The following is a 25,160-nucleotide window of genomic DNA, read 5'->3' on the forward strand; positions in this document are numbered from 1 at the left end:
GCGGGGAACGGAATGGCGCAGGGGCGGATCACCGCGGTCCTCGGGCCGACGAATACGGGCAAGACCCATTACGCGATCGAGCGGATGCTGGCGCATCGCACGGGCATCATCGGCCTGCCGCTGCGCCTGCTTGCGCGCGAGGTCTATGACCGGATCGTGAAGGCGCGCGGCCCCTCGGTCGTGGCGCTGGTCACGGGCGAAGAGCGCATCGTTCCCGAACGCACGCAATACTGGGTCTGCACCACCGAGGCGATGCCCGAGGGGATGGGCGCGGATTTCGTTGCGCTGGACGAGATCCAGCTTTGCGCCGACCCCGAGCGCGGCCATGTCTTCACCGACCGGCTGCTGCATGCGCGCGGCCTGCACGAGACGCTTCTGCTTGGTTCGGAAACCATGAAGGGGGCGATTGCCGCTCTGGTGCCGGGCGTGCAGTTCACCCGGCGCGAGCGGTTTTCCGAATTGCGGTGGGCTGGTTCGAAAAAGACAAGCCGGATGCCCGCACGCAGCGCGATCGTGGGATTTTCGGTTGATAATGTCTATGCCATCGCCGAACTCGTGCGCCGCCAGAAGGGCGGTGCCGCGGTGGTGATGGGGGCGCTCAGCCCGCGCACGCGCAACGCGCAGGTCGAGCTGTATCAGAACGGGGATGTGGATTACCTGGTCGCCACGGATGCCATCGGCATGGGGTTGAACCTCGATATCGACCATGTCGCCTTCGCGGCCACCTCGAAATTCGACGGCCGCCGGATGCGCCACCTTTTCCCGCATGAGCTGGGCCAGATCGCGGGCCGCGCGGGGCGGCACACGCAGGACGGCACCTTCGGCGTGACGGGCGACGCAAGCCCGTTGCCGCCCGAGGTTGTCACCGCCGTGGAGGAGCACCGCTTTGCCCCGATCCAGCGGCTGCAATGGCGCAATCCGCAGCTGGAATTCGGCACCGTCGCGCGGCTGATCCGCAGCCTGGAAGAACAGCCGCAAGAGGCGTGGCTGACGCGCGGGCGCGACGCGGATGACCTGATCGCGCTGCGCACGCTGGCCGAATATCCCGAGATCCAGGACAGGATCGGCCACCCCGCCGATGTGCGCCTGCTGTGGGATGTCTGCCGCATTCCCGACTTCCGCTCGATTTCGCAGACCGAACATGCGACCCTGCTGGCGCGGATCTTCGGGTTCCTGCAAGGCGGCAAGGGTGTTCCGTCGGACTGGCTTGCCGGGCAGATCGCCCGGATCGACAAGACACATGGCGATATCGACGCGCTGTCGCGCCGGCTGGCGTTTATCCGCACATGGACCTATGTGGCGCAGCGCAGGGGCTGGGTCGATGACGAAAGCCATTGGCGCGGGGAAACTCGCGCGGTAGAAGACCGCTTGTCGGATGCGCTGCATGGCGCGCTGACCCAACGATTTGTGGACCGGCGCACCTCTGTGCTGTTGCGCCGGCTCAAGCAGAAGGAGACCCTCGTGGCCGAGGTGAACGACAAGGGCGAAGTGACGGTCGAGGGCGAATTCGCCGGCCGTCTTGAGGGGTTCCGTTTTCGGCAGGACGACACGTCCTCGCCCGACGAGGCGAAGATGCTGGCGCGCGCGGCCTATGAGGCGCTGCGCCCCGAGTTCCACCTGCGTGCGGACCGCTTCTACAACGCGCCCGATACTGAGATGGACTTTACCGAACAGGGCGGCCTGATGTGGGGCGAGATCGCCGTGGGCAAGCTGGTGAAGGGCGCCGAGGCGATGCGCCCCTCGGTCGAGGCTTTCGTGGACGAAGAGGCGGGCGCGGATGTGGCCGAGAAGGTCAAGCGCCGCCTTCAGCACTTCATCGACCGCAAGGTCGCCACCCTGTTCGAGCCGCTTCTGGCCATGGGGCGCGATGAAACGCTGACCGGCCTGCCGCGCGGCTTTGCCTTCCGCCTGGTCGAGGCGCTTGGCGTGCTGCCGCGCGAAGGCGTGGCGGCCGAGGTGAAGGAACTGGATCAGGATGCGCGCGGCGCGCTGCGCAAGCATGGCGTGCGGTTCGGGCAATACACGATCTTCCAGCAGGCGCTTTTGAAACCCGCGCCGACGCGGCTGCGGCTGGTTCTCGCATCGCTTTGGGAAGGGCTGGACGAGTTTCCCGAAAGCCCGCCGCCCGGTCTTGTGACGATCCCGAACCTGCCCGAGGTTCCGGCCGCGGCCTATACGCTGTCGGGCTATCGCGCGGCGGGCGCGCGTGCGATCCGTATCGACATGCTCGAACGTCTGGCCGATCTGCTGCGCGGCCAGGATACGCGCGGCGGGTTCGAGGCCACGCCCGACATGCTGTCGATCACCGGCATGACGCTGGAGCAGTTCGCCGACCTGATGGCCGGGCTGGGCTACAAGGCCGAACGCGGCGAGCGTGAGAAGGTGAAGCCCCCGGCCGAGCCGGTGCCGCCCGCCGAGGGCGCCGAGAACCCGATCCCCGAGGAAAGCTCTCCGGTGGCCGAGGCTGCGGCGGATGCCGAAGCGGCCGCGCCCGAGACCGAGGTGTTCTATACCTTCGCATGGGCGCCGCGCCCGCGCGCCCCGCGCCCCGACCGCGCGCCGCGGCGCGAGGGGGCCGAGGGGCGCAATGCCGGCGGCAAGTCCGGCGCCCGGCGCGAGGGCGGCAAGCCTGAGGGCAAGCGCGGCGGCAAGGGCAAGCATGGCAAGGGCGGCAAGCCCGACGAGCAGCCCCGCAACTTCCAGGCCCGCCCGCCCAAGAAGGACCGCCCGATCGACCCCGACAGCCCCTTCGCGGTGCTGGCGGCGCTGAAAGGCAAGACCTGATCCATGACCGGGGCCGTCGACCGGATCCGGATCGACAAATGGCTCTGGCACGCGCGGCTGTGCAAGACGCGCGGGCTGTCGGCTTCGGTCGTCAGCGGCGGACGGCTGCGCCTGAACGGGCAGCGGATCGAAAAGCCCGGCCGCGCGGTGGGGCCGGGCGACGTTCTGACGCTGCGCCTTGCCGGCCAGGTGCGCGTGCTGCGCATCCTGGCCTGTGGCACCCGCCGCGGCCCCGCGCCCGAGGCCGCCACGCTTTACGAAGAGATCGCCCCCGCCGGCGAAACCGCCGTTCCGGGGGAGGCATCGGTTCAGGAAGATCCGTCCGCGGACAGCGCCGGATCGCCGCAGGATGCCCTTTCGATATCGCAGCGGCTTGATTGATCGGCAAGTCAGGGCTAGGTAACGGGCGAACGAACAGCCTTCGGGGTTATCCATGACCTATGTCGTCACCGACAACTGCATCAACTGCAAATATACCGATTGCGTCGAGGTATGTCCGGTCGACTGCTTCTATGAAGGCGAGAATACGCTTGTCATCCATCCTGACGAATGCATCGATTGTGGCGTTTGCGAGCCTGAATGCCCCGCGGATGCGATCCGCCCGGATACCGAGCCGGGAATGGAGGACTGGGTCGAGTTCAACCGGAAATACTCGGAGCTTTGGCCGGTCATCACCCAGAAAAAAGACCCGATGGACGAGGCCGAAAAGTTCGACGGCGAGGCCGGCAAGCTGGAGAAATACTTCAGCCCCAAGCCCGGCACGGGCGACTGATTCCCGGCACGCAGGCCGGTCCGGGGGGCGATTCGGGATGAACCGATCGGTTCGGATGGGGTTGCGGCCCGCCAAGCCCCTGATTTCAAAGGGAATTGAGGCCTGATCGCAGAGCCGTGCTTTGAAGGCGGGCTTTTTCGTGTTATACTACCGTCATAAAGGTTCCCAAATCCGGATCCACCGCAGGTCCACTCGCTTGCGGTGGTTTTTCAGTGACAGTCGGCACCGATGCGAAAGCCCTGGCTTTCGTAAAGGTGCGGTGCGGTTTCTGAGGCGTATTTCGGCAACCGAACCCGTGGCCGCCTGTTAAGGAAGCGAAATGACCAAGACCAAGAAGAACGAGTTCCACCCCAACGACTTTGTTGTGTATCCCGCCCACGGCGTCGGAAAGATCGTGTCGATCGAAGAACAGGAAATCGCGGGCATCCGGCTTGAGATGTTCGTCATTTCCTTCGAGAAGGACAAGATGACGCTGCGCGTGCCGACCAACAAGGCCAGCGATGTGGGGATGCGCAGCCTGTCCACGCCCGACATCGTCTCGAAGGCGCTCGATACGCTGCGGGGCAAGGCCAAGGTGAAACGCGCGATGTGGTCGCGCCGCGCCCAGGAATACGAGCAGAAGATCAACTCGGGCGATCTTCTGTCGATCGCAGAGGTGGTGCGCGACCTGCACCGTAACGACGATCAGCGCGAGCAGTCCTATTCCGAGCGTCAGCTTTACGAAGCCGCGCTGGAGCGTCTGACCCGCGAAGTGGCCGCCGTTTCGGGCACCGATGAGGTCGGCGCCGCGAAGAAGGTCGACGATGTGCTTCTGAGCCGCGCCGCCTGAGCCACACCCCGGCACGACATTTCAACCCGCATGCGCCCGAGGGTGCGTGCGGGTTTTCATTTGCCCTGTTCGGCGCCGCCCGGAACAGAGGGCGGGCCTTGGAACCGCTCCATCAGCGCGTTCTCAAGCTCTTTGTTCAGCTCATGCGTCCGCGCGATATATTCGTCATTGTCCTCGATGGCGACGCCGGGCTTCCAGACCTGCGCAAGGTCGCGTACCGCGGCGCGGTCCAGCTTGAAGAAGATCTTTTCAAGCTCGGCAGCTTCGAATTCGGACAGCCCCACGTTTTCAAGGACATAGCGCCCGACCCTCAGGCTTGAATCGAACATTTCGCGCACGATGTCATCGGCCCCCGCGCGGTAAAGCTCGAACACATGGATGCGGTCGCGGGCGCGGGCGATGATGTGCAGGTCGGGGCGGATGCGGCGGGCATAGGTAACAAGCCGCGTGGTCGAGTTCTTGTCGTCCAGGCACACGACCAGAACCTGCGCCTTCGAAAGGCCCGCCGCCGCCAGAAGATCGGGGCGCGAGGGGTCGCCGAAATAGCCCTTGAAGCCGAATTTCCGCATCAACTGGATGGTTTTCAAGTCGCCGTCCAGAACCGTGGTGCGAAAGCCCGACATGGTGACCATGCGGTTCACCACCTGCCCGAAGCGGCCCACGCCGGCGATGATGATGGGCTGCTGGTCCTCGATCGCATCGGCATCCGGCCCCTTGCTGGAGCTTGTGAACCACTTGGCGATCCGGTCGTGCAGGATGAACAGCAGGGGCGTGATCAGCATCGACAGTGCAACCACGACCAGAACCTTTTCCGCAATGGCGGTGGGCAGGATGCGCTGCGAGACGGCGAAGGACACCAGGACAAAACCGAACTCGCCCGCCTGGGCAAGGCCAAGGGTGAACAGCCACTGGTCGCGCTCTCGTAACCCGAAGGCATGGCCCAGAACGAAGAGGATCGCGGCCTTCAGCGCCACCAGGCCAAGCACCAGCCCTACGATCTGGAATGGCGCGGCGGTCACGATGCCAAAGTTGATACCCGCGCCGACGGTGACGAAGAAAAGCCCCATCAGAAGGCCCTTGAACGGCTCGATATCGCTTTCAAGCTCGTGCTTGAATTCGCTTTCGGCCAGCACGACCCCGGCCAGAAACGCCCCGAGCGCGGGCGAAAGCCCAACCAGCAGCATCAGCGAGGCGATGCCGACAACGATGACCAGCGCCATGGCGGTGTTGATCTCGCGCAGCTTGGCGCCCTGCACGAAGCGGAACAGCGGATGCACCAGATAGCGCCCCATCAGGATCACCGCGCCGACCGCGGCGATGGTGACCAGCGTCACCCCCCATCCCGGCAGGCTGTGGATCAGGTCGGCGGCAACGTGATCCGCGCCGTTCTCGGCCTTGGCAAGGGCGCGCGCGCCCGGCAGCGCCAGCAGCGGCATCAGCGCGAGCATGGGAATGACCGCGATGTCCTGCATCAGCAGCACCGAAAAGGCCGAGCGCCCGCCCGCCGTCTGCATCAGCCGCTTTTCGTTCAGCGTCTGAAGTACGATCGCGGTCGAGGACAGCGCGAAGATCATCCCGAGGGGCAGGGCTATGCGGAACGGCTGCCCCATGAGCATCGCAACGATCGTCACCGCTGCCATGGTCAGCACCGTTTGCAGCCCGCCAAGCCCCAGAAGCTTGTCGCGCATCGCCCAAAGCGCGCGCGGCTCAAGCTCCAGCCCGATCAGGAACAGCATCATGACCACGCCGAATTCGGCGAAATGCTGCAAATCGTCCATCTCGGACCCGGACAGGCCCAGTGCCGGACCGATCAGGATGCCTGCCAGAAGATACCCCAGAACCGAGCCAAGCCCCGTCCGCGTGGCAAGGGGCACCGCGATCACGGTGGCCAGAAGATACAGGGTTGCCTGAAGCAGAAAGCTTTCCATTCCCTCGAATTCCGCTGTGGCAGGACTGCCGCCGATCCCGTTTTGGCCCGCCGCGGCAGGGCAGCGGGTTCGGGATACGTTCTATGGTCTAAACGTAACGGTTGGCCGATCAGGCGCAAGCAGCAACGGCGCCAGATTTCAGCGCTGTTACCAATATTGAACATAGAACGCGATCAGCTGCCCTTCAGAAGCTTGAGAACGATGTTGCGTCCGCCCTTCTGGTAGGTCAGTTCGCTGTTGCCGATGCCGGTGACGCGCCCGCCATCCAGCCTGTCCCCGACCGAGACCTTGACGAAGCGCCCATTGGGCATTCGCACCAGGGCGCGGCGCTTGTTCGAAGAGCCGTAAAGCCCGATCAGGTTCATCTTGCCAAGGTTAAGCACGTTCTTCTGGGTTGCCTGCTTGGCGACCGAGGCGCTGGTGGGAACCTTCGGGGCGACGGCAACGGGTTCGGGCTCGTCGATCTCTTCGGGTTCGGGGGTAGGGGCGGCAGCGGCGGCGGCCTGTTTCGGGGCAGCCCTCGGGGCAGGTTCCGGGGCGGGGGCCGAGACCCGGATGGTCGTTTCGGCCACCGCAGCGGCTACTGCCGCCGCGACAGCATTCGAGAAATCGCGTGGCTTCGAGGGCGGCCTGCGCGACACGGCAACGGCCAGTTTCGTGGCGCTCTCCATCGCGGCGCGGCTGGCTTCGGCGGCGGCTTCTTCGGCTGCGCGCTGTTCGGCCAGGCGGGTATTGGCGATCGCCACGGCCTGGGGGCGGGCGCGGGGCTTGATGGCCGCAAGGCGTTGCTCTTCGGCAGAAGAGGGGGCAGGGACAAGGGCGGCGCCATCATCCTCGGCGGGGAGGGCGCCGGTGTCGGGCGCCGCCTCTTCGGGCGCCGGTATCGCAGGCACGATCGCGGCCGGGCGTGCCGCGGGCCGGAAGCCGGCAAGTGCCGGATCGGCATAGGGCGCCTCTTCTGTTGCAGGCGCGTCCTGTGCCGCTGGTGTCTCTTCCGCTGCGGGCGGGGGCTCGGTAGCGGGCTGAAGCCCAGCGGCAATCGCAGCGGCGGTGACGGCCTCGGGGCGGGGGGCCGGCACAAGATCGGGCTGGCCGGAATAAAGCGTGAAGCCGCCCGGCATCGCCACACCTTGTGGGGTTGGTTCGATCTCGCCGTCCGGGTTGATGCGGGCAAGCTGCTCGAACGGGGCGGGCAGCGGCAGCGGCGCAGGCACGGCGTCGGTGACAAGGCTTTCGACCGGAGGCAGTGTGGTTTCGGAAGCTGTGGGGCGGCCCGGATCGACGCTGCTCGACACCGCCGAAAGGCCAAGCTGCGGCGCGCCTGGGGCGTTTCCGCTGGCCAGTTCGCCCCAGACATCGGGGGCCTCGACCGAGGGCATGGCAAGTTCGGCCGGATCGGGTTCGGCCTCTGCCGGTGGTTCGGCCACGACGGATGCGGGGGCTTCGTCCGGAACGGTGTCGGCCGTCTGTGTTTCGGGCGCTGGCTGGGCGGGATCGGTCTGTGCGCTGTCCGGTTCGGGCGTGGTCGCTGCCGGCAGCGGGGCAGGTTCCGGCGGAAGCTGTCCGGTGCTGGCGGTCTGCTGCGGTTCGGGGGCGTCGCTGCCGAGGAAATTCGACCACAGAACGACGATGCCCATGAAGATGAGCAGCCCGAGTGTCAGCGCAAGACCAAGGAATTTCGGCTTACCGCCAACGGGTTGCAGCTTGCGGCTGCCAAAGACCGTGCGATCGGGATCCGTTGTGCCGGCCGTTGCAGGGGCCTTGCCGGTTACCGGGGCCGCAGGCGTTTCGGGTTTGGCTTTCTTGCGGTTTGCAATGCCACGAGCAAGCGCCTTGCCCGCCGCGCCGCCAATGGCCGCTGTGCTGCGCGCGGCCGAAACGAAGCGCGCGCGGGCCTCGGCCTTTGCCTTCTTCACGCCGCCGCGCCGTGCCGGTTTGGCCGGTTGCGGCGGATCTTCCTTGGGCAGGGCAAGTCCGGGGGCGACGACGCTGGCATCCGTTGCCGATCCGTCCAGGGACAGCCGTTTGCCCTGTGGCAGCGGCGGCAGGCTGTCACGCGCCCCGGCGCCGCCAAGACGCCGCGCCCCTGCCGTGCCGAGAGGCGGCAGCGGCGGGATCTTTGCCGCCGTATGCCCCAAAGCCGCACCCTTCGGATCCGCCGGAGTTTCGGGTTCGGTGAGGGGCAGGTCTTCGGTGCCGGTGCCCTTCTCCGGATCGGAGGGGACCTCTGCCGCAGGGGGGGCGGCGTTGTCGGGAATTCCGGTGCGGGCATCCGGTGCGGGGTCGTCGGCCTCGGGTTCGTCGGCTTCGGGCTCGTCGACCGCCACGAAAGGCGCTTCGGTTACGGCTTCGGCCTCGGGCAGGGGCGCGTCGGCCTCTGCCTCAGCCACGGCTTGCGGCGCGTCGAGGCTGGCGGCCTGTGACTCATGGGCCTGCGGCGCGTCCGCTTCCGCGGGGGGCGCTTCCGCGTCGGTCATTTCCGGCGCGGGGGAAGGGGATGGGGCGGCCGTGTCGGTAGCAACCTCGGCAGGCAAGGCTTCGAGGGTCTCAGGTGCCGGCACCGGCCCGGCCTCGGGTGCCGGCTCTGCTGCCGCCTCGGCCAGGGGCTCGGGTGCTTCCGAACCCTCGGGGTCCGCCGGGATCTCCGGCTCGGGTTCCGGGGCGGTTGCTTCCGGCTCGGGCGCGGGTTCTGCCGGCGCTTCCGGTTCGGGTTCCACCTCCGGCGCGGGTTCCGGTTCGGCCATCACCGCAGGCGTCGGTTCCGGGGGCGCGGTCATCTTGGGCGCGGGCGGCGCCTCTGCTTCGATCTCTGCCACCGGTTCGGCAGGGGCTTCGGCCAGGGTGTCCGCCGTCGCCGTGGCGATGGGTGCGCGGATCACGCCGCCGGGGCGCACCGGGTCCTGATCGCGATCCAGCCGCGCCCCCTCGGGCAGGTGTTGGGCCGCGCGCGAGGTCAGGCCGAAGAACGGCTCGCCCCCGAATTTTCCAGGTGCGGGGCTGGCGACGAAAGCTACCGGGCAAAAGCCGTAGGTCTCGGCGAAATCCTCGGCCTCGGCCAGGGTGTCGCGCGCGACGACGGCCACCTGGACCACGTCGCCATGGCCCGACCAGTCGAAGACCAGATCCTCGACGGCATAGGGCGTGCGCCCTTCAAGGGCCGCCGCGATCTGGGCGCGCCGGGCGGCCGCATCGGGGCCGGGGGCCTCGATCTCGCTGTAAAGGATCTGGGTGTCGGGGATGATCAGCTTGCTGGTCAGGCCCTTCGGCTCCAGCTCCAGCGCGGTGCGCCGCAGCCGTGCAAGCGCCCCGGCCAGATCGGCATCGTCAAGCGATACCTCGCCCACGGTGAACCAGCCGGGCCCCGCGCGATGCAGAAGGCCGATACCGTCATGCGAGAGATTGAGCGTGAAGCCTGGTTTCATTCCGCGGATCTAGCACAGAGTTTCGGGCCGCCGAAACCGGCGGAAGCGACTGCACCCTTTGGTAAAGCAGTTTTCCGCGCATGGAAAGACGCGGCCCGGAACGGTTGCGTGACCGGCAGCCGGGGCAGGGGCCGGGGGACGGGCGCGCGAGGGTGCGCCCGTCGGGGAAAATTCAGGCCGTTGCGGCGCTCAGCGCCTGGTCGAGATCGGCGATCAGGTCGTCCGCATCCTCGATCCCGATCGACAGGCGCACCACGTTCGGCGCGGCACCCGCGGCGCGCTGCTGATCCTCGGTCAGCTGGCGGTGCGTGGTCGAGGCCGAATGGATGATGAGCGAGCGCGTGTCGCCAAGGTTGGCCACATGGCTGAACAGCTTGAGGCTGTCGACCAGCTTGACGCAGGCCTCGTATCCGCCCTTGACCGCCACGGTGAACAGCGCGCCCGCCCCCTTGGGGCAGACTTTCGCCACGCGCCCGTGCCAGGGCGAGGAGGGCAGCCCCGCATAGGTGACGAAGTCGATGCGCGGGTCCTTCTCCAGCCATTCGGCCACCTTGCGGGCGTTCTGCACATGGCGCTCCATGCGCAGCGACAGGGTCTCGATCCCCAGCAGGGTGTAATGCGCGCCCTGCGGGTTCATCGTCATGCCCAGATCGCGCAGGCCCACGGCGATCGAATGGAAGGTGAAGGCCATCGGGCCAAGCGCCTCGTGGAATTTCAGGCCGTGGTAGGCGGGCTCTGGCTCGGAGAGCGAGGGGAACTTGCCGCTGGCCGACCAGTCGAACTTGCCCGAATCCACGATGATGCCGCCGGTGACGGTGCCGTTGCCGGTAAGGTATTTCGTGGCCGAATGCACCACCAGCGTCGCGCCATGTTCGATCGGGCGGCACAGATAGGGCGAGGCCAGCGTGTTGTCCACGATCAGCGGCAGGCCGGCCTTGTTGGCCACCGCCGCGATGGCGGGCAGGTCGGTGATGTAGCCGCCGGGATTCGAGATCGACTCGCAGAAGATCGCGCGGGTATTGTCGTCGATGGCCGCTTCCAGTGCGGCGGTATCGTCGAAATCCACGAATTTCGCCGACCAGCCGAAGCGCTTGATGGTCTGCCCGAACTGCGTGATCGTGCCGCCGTAAAGCCGGGTCGAGGCAACGATGTTGCAGCCCGGCCCCATCAGCGGGAAAAGCGCCATGATCTGCGCCGCATGCCCGGACGAGCAGCACACCGCCCCCGCGCCGCCTTCCAGCGCCGCAACCCGGTTGGCAAGCGCCATGACGGTCGGGTTGGTCAGCCGCGAATAGATGTAGCCGACCTCTTGCAGGTTGAACAGGCGCGCCGCATGTTCGGCGTCTTTGAACACATAGGCCGTGGTCTGATAGATCGGAACCTGACGGGCGCCGGTCGCGGGGTCGGGCTCGGTCCCGGCATGGACTTGCAGCGTGTCGAAGGAAAGGTCGGTCATGTGCGGGGCTCCCTTGAAGAAATCGGGCGGAGCCTAGCCGCGGCCCTCATGGGCTTCAATCATATTCGCATCGTCGCATGTCGCAGGCTCAGCGCAGCCAGAGCCCCTCGCGCCGGATGGCATTGCGCAGCGCCTGTTCGCGCCGGGGCAGGGCCTTGCGGTCGAACAGGGCGCGCAGCTTCTGCCCCTTGCCTTGATAGACCAGCTTGCGCATCGCCTCGGACCCGCGCAGCACCTTCTTCACCGGGTTCGGGCGCGCGATCTCTTTCAGCACCGCGACCGCGCGGTCGCTTTCGCGCGCATAAAGCAGCGGCAGCGCGCGCCAGTGGCAGCTGACATCGCCGTCAAGCCCGTCCAGATCCGGTCCCGGCCTGCCGCCGCCAAGCGCGTGGATCACCAGCGGCAGGGCGATCTGGTCAAGCCAGGGAAACAGCGCCTGGCTGGCAAGCGCGTCGGGCGGGTCGTCGCGGATGGATTGCGCGTAACGCAGGAAAAGCGTCCCGAATTCCGCCGGGTCCGCGCCGAAGAACCAGCCCGCATTGAAATACAGGTAGCGCCGCCAGTATTCGTCGGGTTGCGACAGATCCAGCGAGCTTTCGAATTCAAGGCCGAAGCGGTCGTAAAGCGATTTCCAGATCGCGCCGAAGCCGGGGCCGTAAAGCGGCGGATCGGGCCAGGTGCCCTCGCGCCGCATCGAGGCCGAGGGGCGGGTGAAATCGAAGCGCACCGTGTCGATCGGCGCGGTGAAAAGCGTGTCGGTGTCGAAAAAGACGAAGGGCTCGTTCGCGGGCAGGATGCCAAGCGCCTCGATCTTGTTGCCCTGCGGATAGTCCTGCCCGAAGACGCGGGCCTCGAAGGGCAGGATCTCGGCGCCGGCGGCTTCAAGAAGCGCGCGCACGGGCGAAGAAAGGCGCGTCTCTCCCTTCCACAGGGGGCCGGGCTGCGGCTCGGCCACGATCAGGCGGCCTTTGAAGCCGGGATTGGCCGCGCGGAACGACAGGGTCAGCAGGACGGCCTCGTATTCAAGGCGGCCGGCCTGTGCCACGCATAAAAGGTTAAATGCTTGCCCCTTCACCCGTTTGCCCGCCATAGTGCGCCTTGCCTGCCGATTTTGCGTTACCTTAACGGGGAATGGGGCCGGGCAAAAGGGATCGGAAGGAATACGGATGCGCATTCGGGCGGCTTTCTTGCTTGGCCTGTGTCTGGCGGCGGGCGGTGCCGCGGCGCAGAACTTCACCACCGCGGCCGAGGTGCGCCCGGTTCTGGGCATGACGCGCGCCAACTGGGTGACGCTGCGCGAATATAACGGCCGGGACCTGATCTATTTCTCGCATCTTCTTGCCTGGCGCTGCGGCCTGTCGGAAATCCGCTATGGCCTGAACGGCGCGGCCGCGCAGCAGGTGCTCAAGATGGAGCCCTGCCACGAGGGATCGGCCCAGCCCAATGCGCTGTCGGGCGATGGCGTCTTCGTGGCCGCGCCGCCCGGTTCGGTCGCCTCGGTCCGGGTGCGGCTGATCTATGACGACGGCGGCAGCGACGAGGCCGCCTTCGACCGCGCCGACATCCTGCGCCGTTAGGCCGCCCGCCGCGCCAAAGCTGTTGACGGGCGCGGCAATAAGTGCGACCCGTTGCCCTGCGACAGGGGCGCCCGCACTGCCGGGCTGAGAAGCACCCTTTGAACCTGAACCAGATAATGCTGGCGGAGGGAGGCGCGGGTGCAATGCCCCGGTTCGGCGGATTTGGACCCAGGTCTTTCTCTTCGGTGGCACCGAAAGGAAGACGCGATGATCGACACCGGGGCCTCGCTTGCGCGGATGCGCCAGACCGCGCCGCTTGTGCAGAATATCACCAATTACGTTGCGATGAACGTCATGGCCAATGTGATGCTGGCCGCGGGTGCCTCGCCCGCGATGGTGCATGCGCGCGAAGAGGCGGCCGAATTCGCCGCCATCGCCTCGGCGCTCAGCATCAATATCGGCACCGCGTCTGCGCATTGGGCCGTGGCGATGGAAGAGGCCGCGAAGGCGGCGGTCGGGGCGGGACGGCCCTGGGTGCTTGATCCCGTCGCGGTGGGGGCGACGGCGTTTCGCCGCGATCTGGGCGCGCGCCTGCTGGCGCTTTCACCGACGATCCTGCGCGGTAACGCCTCTGAAATCCTTGCGCTGTCGGGGGCCGCGGCGGCGGGCAAGGGCGCGGATGCCGCCGATCCGGTGGCGGCGGCCGAAGCGGCCGCAGGGGCGCTTGCGCGCCGCCACGGGGCGGTGGTCGCGGTGACGGGGCCGGTCGATTTCGTCACCGACGGTGTGCGCGCGGCGCGGGTGTCGAACGGCCACCCGACGATGCCGCTGGTCACGGCGCTCGGCTGTTCGCTGACCGGGATCATGGCCGCCTTCGCCGTTGGGCAGGACCGGTTCGAGGCCGCGGTTTCCGCCCTTGCCTATTTCGGCCTTGCCGGAGAGGTCGCGGGGGCCTCCGCCTCCGGGCCGGGTTCGTTCCAGGTGGCGTTCCTCGATGCGCTGCACGCGATCACGCCCGATGATCTTGGGGCCCGCGCGCGGATGGCCGCGGCATGATCCCGCCCCTGTGTTTTGTGACCGATGCCGGCGCGCCCGCGGCGATGGTGGATCAGGCGCTTGCGGCGGCGCAAGGCGGCGCGCGCTGGGTGCAGCTGCGCCACAAGACGCTGCCGGACCCGGAATTCGCGGCGCTTGCCCGCAGCCTGATGCCGCGCCTTGCCGCATTCGGCGCGCTTCTGGCGGTCAATGACCGTGTGGGGGTGGCCATCGAGATCGGCGCCCCGGTGCTGCATGTCGGGCAAGGCGATGGCGATCCCGCCGCGATCCGCGCGCGGCTGCACCCCGGAACGATCCTTGGCCTCTCGGTCGAGACGGCCGGGCAACTGGCGGCGGTCCCGGCGGGGGTGGATTACCTGGGGGTCGGACCGCTGCGCGCCACGGCCTCGAAACCCGATCACGCGTCGCCGATCGGCCTGGACGGCTTTGCCGCAATCGCGGCGCGGACCACGCTGCCCTGCCTTGCCATCGGCGGGATGGGGGCGGCGGATGCGGGCGCCGTGAAGGCCGCGGGCGGGGCCGGGATGGCCGTCGTCTCGGCCATTTCGCGCGCACCGGACATGCGCCGCGCCACGCAGGAGATTCTGGACGCATGGAGGCGCGCATGATCCCCAACATCCTCAGCATCGCAGGCTCGGACAGCTCTGGCGGGGCCGGGATCCAGGCCGATATCAAGGCGATTTCGGCCAATGGCGGCTATGCGATGACGGTGCTGACCGCGCTGACCGCACAGAACACCCGCGGCGTGAGCCGGATCGAGCCGGTCTCGACCGCGATGATCCGCGCGCAGATCGCCGCGCTGCGGGCCGATCTGCGCATCGACGCGGTCAAGATCGGGATGCTGGGCACCGGCGCGATCATCGCCGCCGTGGCCGAGGGGCTTGAGGGGCTCGACTGTCCGGTCGTGCTTGACCCGGTGATGGTGGCCAAGGGCGGCGACCGCCTGCTGGATGCCGAGGCCGTGGCGGTGCTGCGCGATCTGTTGTTGCCGCGCGCCACCGTCATCACCCCAAACCTGCCCGAGGCGGCCGATCTTCTTGGCCGCCCCGAGGCCCGCGGCGCCGATCAGATGCTGGCCCAGGCCGATGCGCTGATCGGGATGGGCCCCAGGGCGGTGCTGCTGAAGGGGGGGCACCTTGGCGGGGCGGAAAGCCCCGATCTGTTGCTGGGGGCGGCCGGGCCGCTTTGGCTGAAGGCGCCGCGCGTGGCCACGAAGAACACGCATGGCACGGGCTGCACGCTGTCCTCGGCGCTTGCGACATGGCTCGGCCGCGGGCTGCCGATGGCGCAGGCGGTGCAGGCAGCGAAACGCTATATCGGCGGCGCCATCGCCGCTGCCGACCGGCTGAGCGTGGGGCAGGGCCATGGCCCGGTTCATCATTTCCATGCATGGGACAGGGGCACGAGATGACATTCACCCAAGAGCTGTGGCGCGAAACAGAAGCCTTGCAGCACAAGATCCGCCACATGCCCTTCAACCGTGAGCTGGCCGCGGGCACGCTGCCGCCCGAGGTCTTTCGCGGCTATATCGTTCAGGATGCGCATTACCTGGAAGGTTTCGCCCGTGCCCTTGCGGTCGCGGCCGCGAAGGCGCCCGATCCGCAAGGCGTGGCGCAGCTTGCAGCTTCGGCCGCCGGGGCGATCGCGGTCGAGCGCGGGCTGCACGACCACTATCTGGGCCATTTCGGCGTCAGCCCCGAGGCCTTCGCGCAGGCCGAGATTTCGGCCGCCTGCGACCACTACCTGTCCTTCCTGTTGCGCACCGCCTCCCTGGGCGATTTCCCCGAGGCTCTGGCGGCACTTCTGCCCTGTTTCTGGATCTATCACGAGATCGGAACCGGGATCGCGCGCGATGCGGCCGGGGCCAACCCCTATCGCGCATGGATCGACACCTATTCCGGCGCGGCCTTTGCCGAAAGCGTGGGGCGGATGCTGGCGCTGGTGGATCGGGTGGCGGCCCTTTCCGACGCTGCCACACACCTGCGCATGCATCGCGCATTCGCCACAAGCAGCTGGCACGAGTGGCATTTCTGGGACAGTGCCTATCACATGCGAGGTTGGGCGGGGTGAATGCGCCGCCGGCTTGCCCCGCGCGCAAATGACAAAAGGCGCCTTTCTCGGCGCCCTTTGCAAACACGATCCCGATCCCTGATTACCAGGCCATGCGGAAGCCGCCCTCGACCGACAGGCCGTGATTGTCGGACCCGCCGTCAAGCGAGGTGCGATAGGCCGTTTCGGTATAAAGCGTCTTGTTGCCGTCCCAGACGATCGAGCCGCCAACGCCAATCTCGGCCCATGTCCGGCCATAGTCGGCGGCAAGCTCGGTCCCGCTCAGCGTGACGCGGCTGTCGGCCGAGAAGTCGCGCAGCAGGTTGCCGATCACATAGGCCTTTTCGCGGTGACGCTGCGGGCCGGCCGCCTTGCGGTCTCCGAACAGCCAGCCTTCGCTGTATTCGTATTCATAGGCAAGGCCGACGCGCCCGGTCAGGCTTGTGTTGTTGCCCGGATCGACAGAGTTGCCGAGGCTGTCGGTGAAGGCGTCGCCGGATAGGCGCGCCCAGCTAAGCTGGGCCTGCGGCACAAGCGCGGTATTCGGTCCGGTAATATAGCGATGACCCACTTCGGCACTCAGGGCTAGGGCGGTGGCATGCGTGCCGTCGGCCAAGGTGCCGAAGCTTCCGGCCTCATAATCGGCACGGATCCGCGTCACCTGCGTTTGCAGGTCAAGATAGCTGCCCGCATCGCCATACCAGGTGCCGGTCAGGCCAAGCCCGAGGCCGCGCCCCGAGATCCGCCCGGTGCCGACCGAATTGCTGACATCGCCCGTGATCCGGCCGAATTGCGCGGTCGCGCCCAGAACCCAGACGCCGTTCTCGCCCTCGCGGACCAGCGCATCGAGCCCCGCCTGAAGCTGCCAGCTTGTGGTTTCAAAGCTGGCGCTGGAGGCGCTTGTGTCGGGCTTCACATCGCTCCTGTCGCCGCTCAGCCGCAGCCAGGCGCCGCGTCCGGGTTCAAGCGGCCCGCGCGTCGCACTGTCGCGGCCAGCCCATTGGCGTTGTCCGACGCGCTGTTCCAGCGTCGGCAGGTCGGCAAAGCCCATGAGAACCCCGGGCGCGCTTTCATAGATCGAGGCGTTGCCACCCATTACCTCGGTCGAGCGCAGATACCAGCTTTGGTCAAGCGCATCGGCGGGGTTGCCGAATTCAAGTGCGTAGACGAAGGCTCCGCGTTCAAGCGGCGCGCCATTGGCAAGGAAGAAGGCGTCCGCCGAAGACGTGCCCCCCACCGCGACAAGCTGGATGCCCAGGGCCGTTTCGGCCCCCGCGCCGCCTGCCGGGCTGACCAGAAGGCCAGTGCTGCCGGTGGCGTCGCCGCTGATCGTGACCCGGTCGGTGGCCGAGGAATCGCCCCCCAGAACGGTGTCGAGCGTGATCGTGCCACCGGTGCCGGTATAATCTCCGGCAATGGTCAGCCGGTCGCCCACGGCGCCGTCGCCAAGCGCGATGATGCCGCCGTTAGATACGTTGCCGGTGATGGCGAAGCTTGTGCCCAGCTCGATCGCGCCACCATTGGCAAGTGTCAGGCCGAAGCCCGGCTCTGCCCCCACGGCAAGCGCGCTGTCGGTAAAGCGCAGCGCACCCCCGTCCACGAGAACGCTTTCCCAGCCCGTCAGGTTCGTGCCCGCAGGTGCCCCGGTGACACCGGCGAAGGTCAGCCTGTCGATGGCGCCATCGGCCGTGGACAGATCGTCACCCCCGTCGAGAAGCGTGACCGCAGAGATGTCGGCCCCGTCGAAGGTGAGTGTATCGCTGCCCAGCCCCAGCAGGAACTGCCCCGCAACGCTTGCGCCGCTTTCCACCAGGACCGTGGAATCGCCCGGATCGTTCACGACGGCCACGCCAGAGGCCGCGCCCACATCCGCGCCGCTGCGCAAGGTGATGGTCGACAGGGCGCCGGCCCCGGTCGTCGTGGTGATTGCCGCCCCGCCGCCCGAGCCACCCGTGACCGTGCCGGCAACATCGACGGTAATGCCGCCGACCGCCAGAGCGGAAATCCCGTCTGCATCCGCGCCCGAAGCGGTGATCGTGCCGCCCGCGCCCTGCGTGACAGAGGCGCTGTTGAAGCTCGACACTGCCAGAATGCCGCTGGAGCCCGCGCCACTCGTCGTGATGCTGCCGGCGTTCTGTTCGGCCATGGCATCGCCCGAGGAAACCGCGACGATCCCGTAGGCGCCCTGGAAGGCACCGCCAAGTGCGCCTCCGGTCGTGCTGATCGTACCGCCATTCTGGACCGCCTGTGCACTGCCGCCCGTCGAGGTGACGAAATTGCTTTGCGCGACGATCCCGGCCGAGCCGTCGCCGCCGGTGGAAATGCTGCCCGCATTCATCTCGACACTGGCGTCGCCCGTCAGGAGTGTGGAGACCACGGAGACAAGGCCTTCGGAATCCACCCCCGAGGTGGAAACCGTGCCGCCATCCATGGTGATCGAGGCCGCCCCGGTGCCCGCCGTAACATGGGCATAGGCGCCCTCGGCATTGTCACCCGAGGTGGTGATCGTCGCGCCGGGGCCGATTTCGATATCGGCGCTGCCGCTGCCGGCGGGGGTGGTGACCCGCGCATAAAGACCGTGCGCGTCATCGCCCCCGGTGGTGAAGTCGCCGTGCCGCGCGACGATCAGCGTGTCCGCGCCGCCCGTGCCGTTGCTGGCCGTCGGGTCGACGATCACATTGCCGCCGTTCTGCGCGTGGGCGGCATGCCCGGAATCGCCGGTCGTCTCTACGTCAAGGGCGCCGTTCACGACGATGGAGTTGTTGAACGGCCCCTCTGCATGCAAGCCGTTGCCGACCGAGGTGCTGTCGAGTGAGTTCAGCCAGACGAGCGACGATCCCGCCGTGCCGCCGCCCGGCATCGTGCTGGTGGGGGCAGAAGTAACACCGCGCCCGGTTGAGACAATCGTCGTATGTCCGCCGATCCCGATGACGCTGCCGGAGTTGGCGAAGATACCATGCCCGCCTGCCATGTTTTGCGAGGTAACGGTTGCATCCCCCTCGACCACGATGCTTGATCCGCCCGAGGCCTCAACCACGGCCGACGCCGGTGTGCCGAACAGGAAGAGGTCTGCGGTCAGATCGCCCTGGAACAGCATGGAGGAGCCGTTGGAGGCAAGGACGGTTCCGCCCCCGAAGCCAAGCCCGAAACCTTCCGACCACGCGGTCATATCGCCTGTTGCGACAATACGTCCGCCGAAATCGGCCCAGAGGGTGGTTTCGATGGACCAGGTCTCGACCGTGGGGGAGATGTAGGTCAGGACAGATCCGGGATCCCTGGCCTCGCCGGCGGGGAACGTGTCGAAATAGGCCCCGCCGACCGCAACGCAGGTGTCACCGGCCGTCGCAATTGCAACCACACCCGGAAGGTCGATGCAAGCGGCCTGGGCGGTGCTGCCGATGCCCGTGGCGATGGCGAAGGCCAGCGGCGCGATGCTGACGACCCGCCCTTTCCATTTTACGATCCGGCCGCCCACAAGGGACGTGCCGCCCAGTTTTGATCCACTCATACTGCCCGCTTCTCCGATGCAATCGTCGCGCGGTTCCCGGGGCTTTTCCCCCGCTGTAGCGCGCCCGATCGCGGTTTTTTCTGTTCTTGCCGGAGTATCCGTTCTGCTTCGTGGCGCAAAATGCGAGAAGGCTTGACGGATGACCTGCCAGAAATTTCCAACTTCGTTCAAACATTAGTCTATTGCTGATAATATTGACAAAAGTAAGATCTGCCCTGCGGATTATTGGCTGAGTCTTGTTGGAAATCGGCAACGATCTTGCCACCTTAGCGGGTGTTTTGTCCTGCGGGTGTTGCTTTCGGGGCAGTTCGCAACCACGCCCAAAGGGAGAAACGCATGACCACCATCCTTGGCCTCAGCGGTAGTCTGCGCCGCGCCTCCTACAATGCCGGCCTGTTGCGCGCGGCGCGCGAGGTGGCCCCCGAAGGGGTCGAGATCGTCATCGGCGATATCCGCGGGGTGCCGCTTTACGATGGCGATGCCGAGGCGGCCGGGGGCACGCCGCCGGCGGTTGCGAAGCTGAATTCTCAGCTGGCTGCGGCGGATGGGTTGCTGCTGGTTTCGCCCGAATACAACAACGGCATTCCGGGCGTTTTCAAGAACGTCATTGACTGGATGTCGCGGGGCGAGGGTGCGCGGGGTTTTGTGGGCAAGCCTGTCGCCGTCACCGGTGCCTCGCCGGGGAATTTCGGCACCGCGCATGCGCAATCGCACTGGTTGCCGGTGCTGCGCACGCTCAAGACGCGGTCCTGGCATGAAGGGCGGCTGATGGTGTCGGGTGCGGGCAAGCTGTTCGATCAGGACGGTAACCTGACCGATGACGCTACCCGCACCCGCCTGGCCGAGTTCGTCGCGGGTTTCGCCGCGGCGCTCTGACCGCCCTTTCACGGATGGCCACATATTCGCACAGCCCATGCGCGGCGCGGCACAGGCGCGGGTGCTATGCGCCGGGCGGCGCGGTGCCTATCTGTGCCGGGCAGATGCAGCGGCGTTTTGCCCTGCGGGCGGGTTCTGCCTGAAAGGAAAAGGTCATGACCACGAAATCCATCGACCACGTCGCGCTGAGGGTGCGGGATCTTCCCGGCATGGTGGCATTTTACCAAACGGCGCTCGGGCTGCGCCCCCTTGGGGGCGGGGACGGGGCCACGCGCAGGCTTGGCGCGGGGGAAAAGGTGCTGCTGGAGCTGCGCGGCGATCCGGCCGCCACGTTGCGAGATCCGCGTCAGGCCGGGCTGTTTCACACCGCGTTTCTCTTGCCTGCACGCGCCGATCTGGGCCGCTGGCTGCGCCATGCCGCCGAGACCGGCGTGCAGTTGACGGGCGCGTCCGATCACGGCGTGAGCGAGGCGATCTATCTTGACGACCCCGAGGGCAACGGCATCGAGATCTATTGGGACCGCCCCGAAAGCGCCTGGAACCGGCAGGGTGACCGGGTCGAGATGTTCACGCGCCGGCTGGACCTGAACGGGCTGGCGGCGGCCGCGCCGGGCACCTGGCAGGGCGCGCCCGAGGGCGCCACCGTGGGCCATGTCCACATGCAGGTGGGCGATCTGGACACGGCGGATGCCTTCTTCCGGGGCGATCTGGGGCTGACGCGCAGCTTCGACGGGCCGGGCGGGGCGTGGTATGGCTGGAACGGCTATCACCACCATCTGGCGGGCAATGTCTGGAACAGCCGGGGCGCGGGCCCCCGCGATCCCGCCATGGCGGGGCTGGCCGAGGTGGTCGTCTCTGACCCCGGCCGCGCGGGCCGCCATGCCGCCGACCCCTGGGGCACGGCCTTCCGCTTCGTCTGAACGCGTGGCGCGCGCCGGAGAAGAGGTTTCCGGCCGCGGTCGTCTGGGCTAAGGTTCCCCCCTGCGGCACGCCCCGATCCCCGCGCCGCCATGGAGCCCCCCGATGCGCCTTTCCACCGTGATCCTGTGCGACATGGTCTTGCAGCAGAACGGTATCCGCGCGGCCGGACGCCTGGTCGTGGCGCCGCCCTCGACGGTGACCGCGGCCCTTGCGCGGCTGGAAAAGGAACTGTCGGTCGCCCTCGTGCGGCGCGGCCCGGCAGGGATGTCGCTTTCGGTTCAGGCCGAGCAGATCCGGCCGCAGCTCCACAAGCTCGCCCTGCTGTGCCGCAAGGTCTATCGCCTGGGCCCCGAAGCCCCGGCCGAGGGGGCGCTGCAAAACCCGGTCACCTTCGAGGCGCTGTTCCGCCTGCAAGAGGTGCTGCGCAGCGGCAGCATCCGCAAGGCCGCGCAGATCCTCCGGATGGGCCAGCCGCAGCTGACGCGCACCGTCACCCAGATCGAGGCCCGCCTTGCGCGCCAGTTCCTGCTGCGCACCCCGCAGGGCACAAGGCCGACCCCGGCCGGGGTCGCGCTCATGGATACGATCGAGGATATCCGCGCAAGCTGGAACCGCCTGCGCGCGGCCTCGGACATCCGCTTCGAGCGCAGCCTGCGCGAACGCTCGCTCGGCTCGGTCATCCCGTCGGGCGCGCATAGCGAGATCGCGGACATGATGGCGCGCGTCTCGCTGCAATGGCACCACCGTTACAGCACCTCGTTGCTGGTGGCCTCGGCCACGGCCGAGGAGTTGCTGGCGGGCCTGGACGAGGGGCGTTTCGATGCGGTCCTGCTGGATGGCGAAACGGTCGAGCGGCGCTATCACTGCACGCCTTTCCTCGCCGGGCGGCTGGCGCTGTTCGGCCATGAGCTTCCCGACGAGGCGACCGATCCGGGCCTGCTCGAGGCGCTGTCGCGCCGCCCCATGGCGATGCAAAGCCTGCGCAGCGGGTTGCGGCAAAGGTCGACCCAGTTCCTTGAGGATGTCTGCGGCCCGGACTGGCGCCGGCGGATCCCGCTGATGGAAATCGACTCGGTTCCCGTCACGCTGAACGCGGTGCTGTATCAGGGGGTGAACTCGATCCTTCCCGCCTCGCTGATCCTTCCCAAAGGGGTTGACGTGCAGCGCAGGATCCTGCCCACGGGCTATTTGCAGTCGCTCTCGCTGATTTCGCGCACCGACGCGCAAAGCCTTCGTTTCATTGACAGATTGCTGGAACTGTTCTGACGGAAAGGGGCCTTGCGCCCGATCTTTTCCGCCCGGATTCCGGCCCGCCGAATGCGCTGCGCGTAACATCGCATCGGGTGTTCACATTTTGGGATATGCCATCTTCTCTTTCGGCTCGCTAGCCTTCTGTCATCCACTGGCAATGAAAGTGTGCGAACGTGTCCGACTTCGATCTGGTTCTGACAGGACGGGTAATTCTGACCGACCGCGAGGTCGAGGGCGGCTTTGTCGCCGTGCGGGATGGCCGTGTGGCGATGCTTGGCCAGGGGGCGGCCCCGGCGGCGCGGGAACGTCACGATCTGGGTGCCGCGCTGATCCTGCCCGGTGCAGTCGATGCGCAGGTCCATTCCCTGTCGCAACGCGGCGCCGAGGGGTTCGCGGCCTCGACCGCGGCGGCCGCGGCTGGGGGGGTCAGCACCATCGTCGACATGCCCTATGACGAAGGCAATCTGGTCTGTTCGGCCGAGGCGGTCAGGCGCAAGGCGGCCGAAGCCGAGGCCGAAGCCCGCGTGGATGTGGCCCTTTACGGCACGATCGCGCCGGAGGAAGGCCCTGCGCGGATCGCCGAGCAGGCCGAGGCCGGGGTTGCAGCCTTCAAGTTCTCGACCTTCGGGACCGATCCGAAGCGCTTTCCGCGCATCCCGCCGCAGCTTTTGATGGATTGCTTTGCCGCCGTGGCGCGCACCGGCCTTGCGGCGGGCGTGCATAACGAGGACGACGCCTTCGTGCGCGAGGCGATGGCCGCCGTCGCGGCCTCGGGCATCACCGACTGGCGCGCGCATGGCCTGTCGCGCCCGCCGATGACCGAGATCCTCGCGCTGTTGCAGATCTACGAGACCGGTGCCGCGACGGGCTGCCCCGCGCATGTGGTGCATTGCTCGCTTTCGCGCGGATACGAGATCGCGCGGCGCTACCGCGACGAGGGGCATCACGCCACCGTCGAATGCTGCATCCACTATCTGGTGCTGGACGAGGAAAACGATGTCGCCCGGCTGGGCGGCAAGGCCAAGATCAACCCGCCCATCCGTCCGCGCGCCGAGGTGGAGGCGCTGTGGCGGCAGGTCGCGGCGGGCAATGTCAGCATGGTGTCCACCGATCACGTCAGCTGGACCGAAGAGCGCAAGACCGACCCCGATATGCTGCGCAACGCCTCGGGCGTGCCGGGCCTTGAGGTGATGGTGCCGCTGTTCGTGAAGGGCGCCGAGGCGCGCGGCATTCCGCTGACCTGGGCGGCGCGGCTTCTGGCCGAAAACCCCGCGCGGCATTTCCGCATCGACGACCGCAAGGGCGGGATCGCCGTCGGCCGCGATGCCGATCTTGTCGTGCTTGAACCCGTGTCGCGGGTCTATCAGGGCGCGGCGTCGCGCCATTCGGTGGCCGGGTGGTCGCCCTATGACGGGATCGAGCTGCCCTGGACGGTGGCGGCAAGCTGGCGGCGCGGCGCGCAGGTCTTCGACGGGGCCGAGGTGCTGGCCGCGCCCGGCTCGGGGCGATTCGTCCGGCCGGGTCTTCCGCTGGCGCTCAGAAAGCCGGTGCACTGATGCGCAACCTTCGTGTCAGCCCTGCGCGGATCGAGGCCGATCTTCAGGCCATGGCCGCGATCACCGATCCTGGCCGGCCCTGGACCCGGCGCGCCTTTTCGCCGCGTTTCGACGCAGGCCGGGACTGGCTGCGCGCCCGTTTCGGCGCGGCCGGTCTTGCGGTTTCGGTCGATGCGGGGGGCAATCTGCTGGGCCGGCTGGCCGGAAGCGCGGGCTGCGGCGCGATCATGCTGGGATCGCATTCCGACACGGTGCCCGATGGCGGCCGGTTCGACGGAATCGCCGGGGTGATCGTCGCGCTCGAGGTGGCGCGCGTGCTGCAAGAGCGGGGCATCCGGTTGCGCCATGACCTCGTGGTGGCCGATTTCCTGGCCGAGGAGGTCTCGGTCTTTGGCGTGTCCTGCATCGGCTCGCGCGCGATGGCGGGCGTGCTGCCGCAGGACTGGCTTTCGCTGAGCCATGAGGGCCGCGACCTGGCCCGCGCCCTTGGCGATGTGGGCGGGGATGCCGCGCGCATCGCCCCGCGCGACGATGTGAGGGCCTTTCTGGAGCTGCATATCGAGCAGGGGCCGGTGCTGGAGAACGGCCCCGAGGATATCGGCATCGTCACGGCCATCGCCGGGATCACGCGCATCGAGATCGTCATCGAGGGGCGGCCCGATCATGCGGGCACCACGCCGATGACCGGCCGGGCGGATGCGCTGGTCGCGGCCGCCGCGCTGGTCGGCGCGATCGAGGCCGAGGCCCGCCGCCGCGCCGGGGCGGCCAGCCATTTCACCGCGACGGTGGGCGAGTTCGCCATCGAACCCGGCGCGGCCAATGTCGTCCCCTCGCGGGCGCGCCTGCTGATCGACGCCCGTGCGGCCGAACGCGAACAGATGCAGGGGTTCCTTGGCTGGCTTTCGGCCCGTGCGGGTGCGCTGCCCGAAGGCGTGTCGGCGCAGGTGAAGGTGTTGTCCGACAATCCCCCGGTGGCGATGGATGCGGGTCTGGTCGATCAGTTGGGTGCGGCGGCCGGGCGCTGCGGCGCAAGCGGCCGGCGCATGGTGTCCGGGGCGGGGCACGACGCGGCCTTCATGGCCCGCATCGCCCCCGCCGCGATGGTCTTTGTCCCGTGCCGGGGCGGGCGCTCTCATTGCCCCGAGGAATGGGCTGAAACGAACGATATCGCCCTTGGGGCGGAGGTGCTGGCCGAGGCGGTCATCGCGCTAGATCAGGCATAAGCAGGAGAACAG

19 protein-coding genes and 1 riboswitch are annotated in these 25,160 nt (G+C 67.7%); of the genes, 14 read left to right on the plus strand and 5 right to left on the minus strand.

Annotated features, from left to right (window positions below):
• Positions 1 to 12: 12 nt before the first annotated feature.
• From AC4PTO_RS05340 to AC4PTO_RS05355, 4 genes are all read left to right on the plus strand, one after another.
• Positions 13 to 2,784 carry a helicase-related protein gene (locus AC4PTO_RS05340; RefSeq protein ID WP_492732605.1) on the plus strand — a complete coding sequence of 924 codons (2,772 nt, stop codon included), beginning with the start codon at positions 13 to 15 and terminating at the stop codon, positions 2,782 to 2,784.
• Between the two features lie 3 nt (positions 2,785 to 2,787).
• A complete protein-coding gene (locus AC4PTO_RS05345; protein WP_492732607.1) occupies positions 2,788 to 3,165 on the plus strand; it encodes an RNA-binding S4 domain-containing protein in 378 nt (125 codons plus the stop codon).
• A 52-nt stretch (positions 3,166 to 3,217) separates the two neighbouring features.
• The gene (gene fdxA / locus AC4PTO_RS05350; RefSeq protein ID WP_492732608.1) at positions 3,218 to 3,556 is read left to right on the plus strand and encodes a ferredoxin FdxA; all 339 of its coding nucleotides are present in this window, start codon (positions 3,218 to 3,220) and stop codon (positions 3,554 to 3,556) included.
• A 319-nt stretch (positions 3,557 to 3,875) separates the two neighbouring features.
• Entirely contained in the window at positions 3,876 to 4,385 is a 510-nt protein-coding gene (locus AC4PTO_RS05355) for a CarD family transcriptional regulator (RefSeq protein ID WP_492732610.1), read from the plus strand.
• 56 nt (positions 4,386 to 4,441) lie between these two features.
• Here the strand turns inward: AC4PTO_RS05355 and AC4PTO_RS05360 are convergent, their stop codons facing one another.
• The 4 genes from AC4PTO_RS05360 to AC4PTO_RS05375 form a co-directional block, all read right to left on the minus strand.
• Entirely contained in the window at positions 4,442 to 6,313 is a 1,872-nt protein-coding gene (locus AC4PTO_RS05360) for a cation:proton antiporter domain-containing protein (protein WP_492732613.1), read from the minus strand.
• 173 nt (positions 6,314 to 6,486) lie between these two features.
• Complete coding sequence (locus tag AC4PTO_RS05365; RefSeq protein WP_492732615.1) at positions 6,487 to 9,735, minus strand: hypothetical protein; 3,249 nt, start codon at positions 9,733 to 9,735, stop codon at positions 6,487 to 6,489.
• A gap of 172 nt (positions 9,736 to 9,907) precedes the next feature.
• The gene (locus AC4PTO_RS05370; protein ID WP_492732617.1) at positions 9,908 to 11,191 is read right to left on the minus strand and encodes an O-acetylhomoserine aminocarboxypropyltransferase/cysteine synthase family protein; all 1,284 of its coding nucleotides are present in this window, start codon (positions 11,189 to 11,191) and stop codon (positions 9,908 to 9,910) included.
• A gap of 88 nt (positions 11,192 to 11,279) precedes the next feature.
• Positions 11,280 to 12,281, minus strand: a complete 1,002-nt coding sequence (locus AC4PTO_RS05375; RefSeq protein WP_492732620.1) for a GT-B fold glycosyltransferase domain-containing protein — start codon at positions 12,279 to 12,281, stop codon at positions 11,280 to 11,282.
• A 76-nt stretch (positions 12,282 to 12,357) separates the two neighbouring features.
• Here AC4PTO_RS05375 and AC4PTO_RS05380 point away from each other — a divergent pair, with 76 nt between their 5' ends.
• The 5 genes from AC4PTO_RS05380 (at position 12,358) to tenA (ending at position 15,834) form a co-directional block, all read left to right on the plus strand.
• A complete protein-coding gene (locus tag AC4PTO_RS05380; RefSeq protein WP_492732622.1) occupies positions 12,358 to 12,768 on the plus strand; it encodes a hypothetical protein in 411 nt (136 codons plus the stop codon).
• A 53-nt stretch (positions 12,769 to 12,821) separates the two neighbouring features.
• A riboswitch (TPP riboswitch) is annotated at positions 12,822 to 12,916 on the plus strand.
• A gap of 59 nt (positions 12,917 to 12,975) precedes the next feature.
• The gene (gene thiM / locus AC4PTO_RS05385) at positions 12,976 to 13,764 is read left to right on the plus strand and encodes a hydroxyethylthiazole kinase (RefSeq protein ID WP_492732624.1); all 789 of its coding nucleotides are present in this window, start codon (positions 12,976 to 12,978) and stop codon (positions 13,762 to 13,764) included.
• Positions 13,761 to 14,372 (plus strand): thiamine phosphate synthase, encoded by a 612-nt coding sequence (gene thiE, locus AC4PTO_RS05390; protein WP_492732626.1) that lies wholly within the window; start codon positions 13,761 to 13,763, stop codon positions 14,370 to 14,372. The genes thiM and thiE overlap by 4 nt, the downstream gene beginning before the upstream one ends.
• The gene (thiD, locus tag AC4PTO_RS05395) at positions 14,369 to 15,175 is read left to right on the plus strand and encodes a bifunctional hydroxymethylpyrimidine kinase/phosphomethylpyrimidine kinase (RefSeq protein ID WP_492732628.1); all 807 of its coding nucleotides are present in this window, start codon (positions 14,369 to 14,371) and stop codon (positions 15,173 to 15,175) included. The genes thiE and thiD overlap by 4 nt, the downstream gene beginning before the upstream one ends.
• Positions 15,172 to 15,834 (plus strand): thiaminase II, encoded by a 663-nt coding sequence (gene tenA, locus AC4PTO_RS05400; RefSeq protein ID WP_492732630.1) that lies wholly within the window; start codon positions 15,172 to 15,174, stop codon positions 15,832 to 15,834. The genes thiD and tenA overlap by 4 nt, the downstream gene beginning before the upstream one ends.
• 82 nt (positions 15,835 to 15,916) lie before the next feature.
• Here tenA and AC4PTO_RS05405 read toward each other — a convergent pair whose 3' ends face one another.
• Positions 15,917 to 19,321 (minus strand): autotransporter family protein, encoded by a 3,405-nt coding sequence (locus AC4PTO_RS05405; RefSeq protein ID WP_492732632.1) that lies wholly within the window; start codon positions 19,319 to 19,321, stop codon positions 15,917 to 15,919.
• 336 nt (positions 19,322 to 19,657) lie between these two features.
• Here AC4PTO_RS05405 and AC4PTO_RS05410 point away from each other — a divergent pair, with 336 nt between their 5' ends.
• The 5 genes from AC4PTO_RS05410 (at position 19,658) to AC4PTO_RS05430 (ending at position 25,148) form a co-directional block, all read left to right on the plus strand.
• Positions 19,658 to 20,197 (plus strand): NADPH-dependent FMN reductase, encoded by a 540-nt coding sequence (locus tag AC4PTO_RS05410; RefSeq protein WP_492732635.1) that lies wholly within the window; start codon positions 19,658 to 19,660, stop codon positions 20,195 to 20,197.
• Between the two features lie 155 nt (positions 20,198 to 20,352).
• On the plus strand, positions 20,353 to 21,117 hold the full coding sequence (locus AC4PTO_RS05415) for a VOC family protein (protein ID WP_492732637.1): 765 nt from the start codon (positions 20,353 to 20,355) through the stop codon (positions 21,115 to 21,117).
• Positions 21,118 to 21,220: 103 nt separating this feature from the next.
• Positions 21,221 to 22,384, plus strand: a complete 1,164-nt coding sequence (locus AC4PTO_RS05420) for a LysR family transcriptional regulator (RefSeq protein ID WP_492732639.1) — start codon at positions 21,221 to 21,223, stop codon at positions 22,382 to 22,384.
• A 158-nt stretch (positions 22,385 to 22,542) separates the two neighbouring features.
• A complete protein-coding gene (ertD, locus tag AC4PTO_RS05425; protein ID WP_492732641.1) occupies positions 22,543 to 23,925 on the plus strand; it encodes a hydantoin-5-propionate amidohydrolase in 1,383 nt (460 codons plus the stop codon).
• Positions 23,925 to 25,148, plus strand: coding sequence for a Zn-dependent hydrolase (locus AC4PTO_RS05430; protein WP_492732643.1), 1,224 nt, complete (start codon positions 23,925 to 23,927; stop codon positions 25,146 to 25,148). Before ertD ends, AC4PTO_RS05430 begins: the two co-directional genes overlap by 1 nt.
• The last annotated feature ends 12 nt before the right edge of the window (positions 25,149 to 25,160 follow it).

The sequence above is a fragment of the Rhodobacter maritimus genome (assembly GCF_058747975.1).

Bases quoted from the DNA above. Each gene is read 5' to 3' on its own strand.
- AC4PTO_RS05340 (WP_492732605.1), top strand. From the start codon at position 13: ATGGCGCAGGGGCGGATCACCGCGGTCCTCGGGCCGACGAATACGGGC.
- AC4PTO_RS05345 (WP_492732607.1), top strand. From the start codon at position 2,788: ATGACCGGGGCCGTCGACCGGATCCGGATCGACAAATGGCTCTGGCAC.
- fdxA (WP_492732608.1), top strand. From the start codon at position 3,218: ATGACCTATGTCGTCACCGACAACTGCATCAACTGCAAATATACCGAT.
- AC4PTO_RS05355 (WP_492732610.1), top strand. From the start codon at position 3,876: ATGACCAAGACCAAGAAGAACGAGTTCCACCCCAACGACTTTGTTGTG.
- AC4PTO_RS05360 (WP_492732613.1), bottom strand. From the start codon at position 6,313: ATGGAAAGCTTTCTGCTTCAGGCAACCCTGTATCTTCTGGCCACCGTG.
- AC4PTO_RS05365 (WP_492732615.1), bottom strand. From the start codon at position 9,735: ATGAAACCAGGCTTCACGCTCAATCTCTCGCATGACGGTATCGGCCTT.
- AC4PTO_RS05370 (WP_492732617.1), bottom strand. From the start codon at position 11,191: ATGACCGACCTTTCCTTCGACACGCTGCAAGTCCATGCCGGGACCGAG.
- AC4PTO_RS05375 (WP_492732620.1), bottom strand. From the start codon at position 12,281: ATGGCGGGCAAACGGGTGAAGGGGCAAGCATTTAACCTTTTATGCGTG.
- AC4PTO_RS05380 (WP_492732622.1), top strand. From the start codon at position 12,358: ATGCGCATTCGGGCGGCTTTCTTGCTTGGCCTGTGTCTGGCGGCGGGC.
- thiM (WP_492732624.1), top strand. From the start codon at position 12,976: ATGATCGACACCGGGGCCTCGCTTGCGCGGATGCGCCAGACCGCGCCG.
- thiE (WP_492732626.1), top strand. From the start codon at position 13,761: ATGATCCCGCCCCTGTGTTTTGTGACCGATGCCGGCGCGCCCGCGGCG.
- thiD (WP_492732628.1), top strand. From the start codon at position 14,369: ATGATCCCCAACATCCTCAGCATCGCAGGCTCGGACAGCTCTGGCGGG.
- tenA (WP_492732630.1), top strand. From the start codon at position 15,172: ATGACATTCACCCAAGAGCTGTGGCGCGAAACAGAAGCCTTGCAGCAC.
- AC4PTO_RS05405 (WP_492732632.1), bottom strand. From the start codon at position 19,321: ATGAGTGGATCAAAACTGGGCGGCACGTCCCTTGTGGGCGGCCGGATC.
- AC4PTO_RS05410 (WP_492732635.1), top strand. From the start codon at position 19,658: ATGACCACCATCCTTGGCCTCAGCGGTAGTCTGCGCCGCGCCTCCTAC.
- AC4PTO_RS05415 (WP_492732637.1), top strand. From the start codon at position 20,353: ATGACCACGAAATCCATCGACCACGTCGCGCTGAGGGTGCGGGATCTT.
- AC4PTO_RS05420 (WP_492732639.1), top strand. From the start codon at position 21,221: ATGCGCCTTTCCACCGTGATCCTGTGCGACATGGTCTTGCAGCAGAAC.
- AC4PTO_RS05430 (WP_492732643.1), top strand. From the start codon at position 23,925: ATGCGCAACCTTCGTGTCAGCCCTGCGCGGATCGAGGCCGATCTTCAG.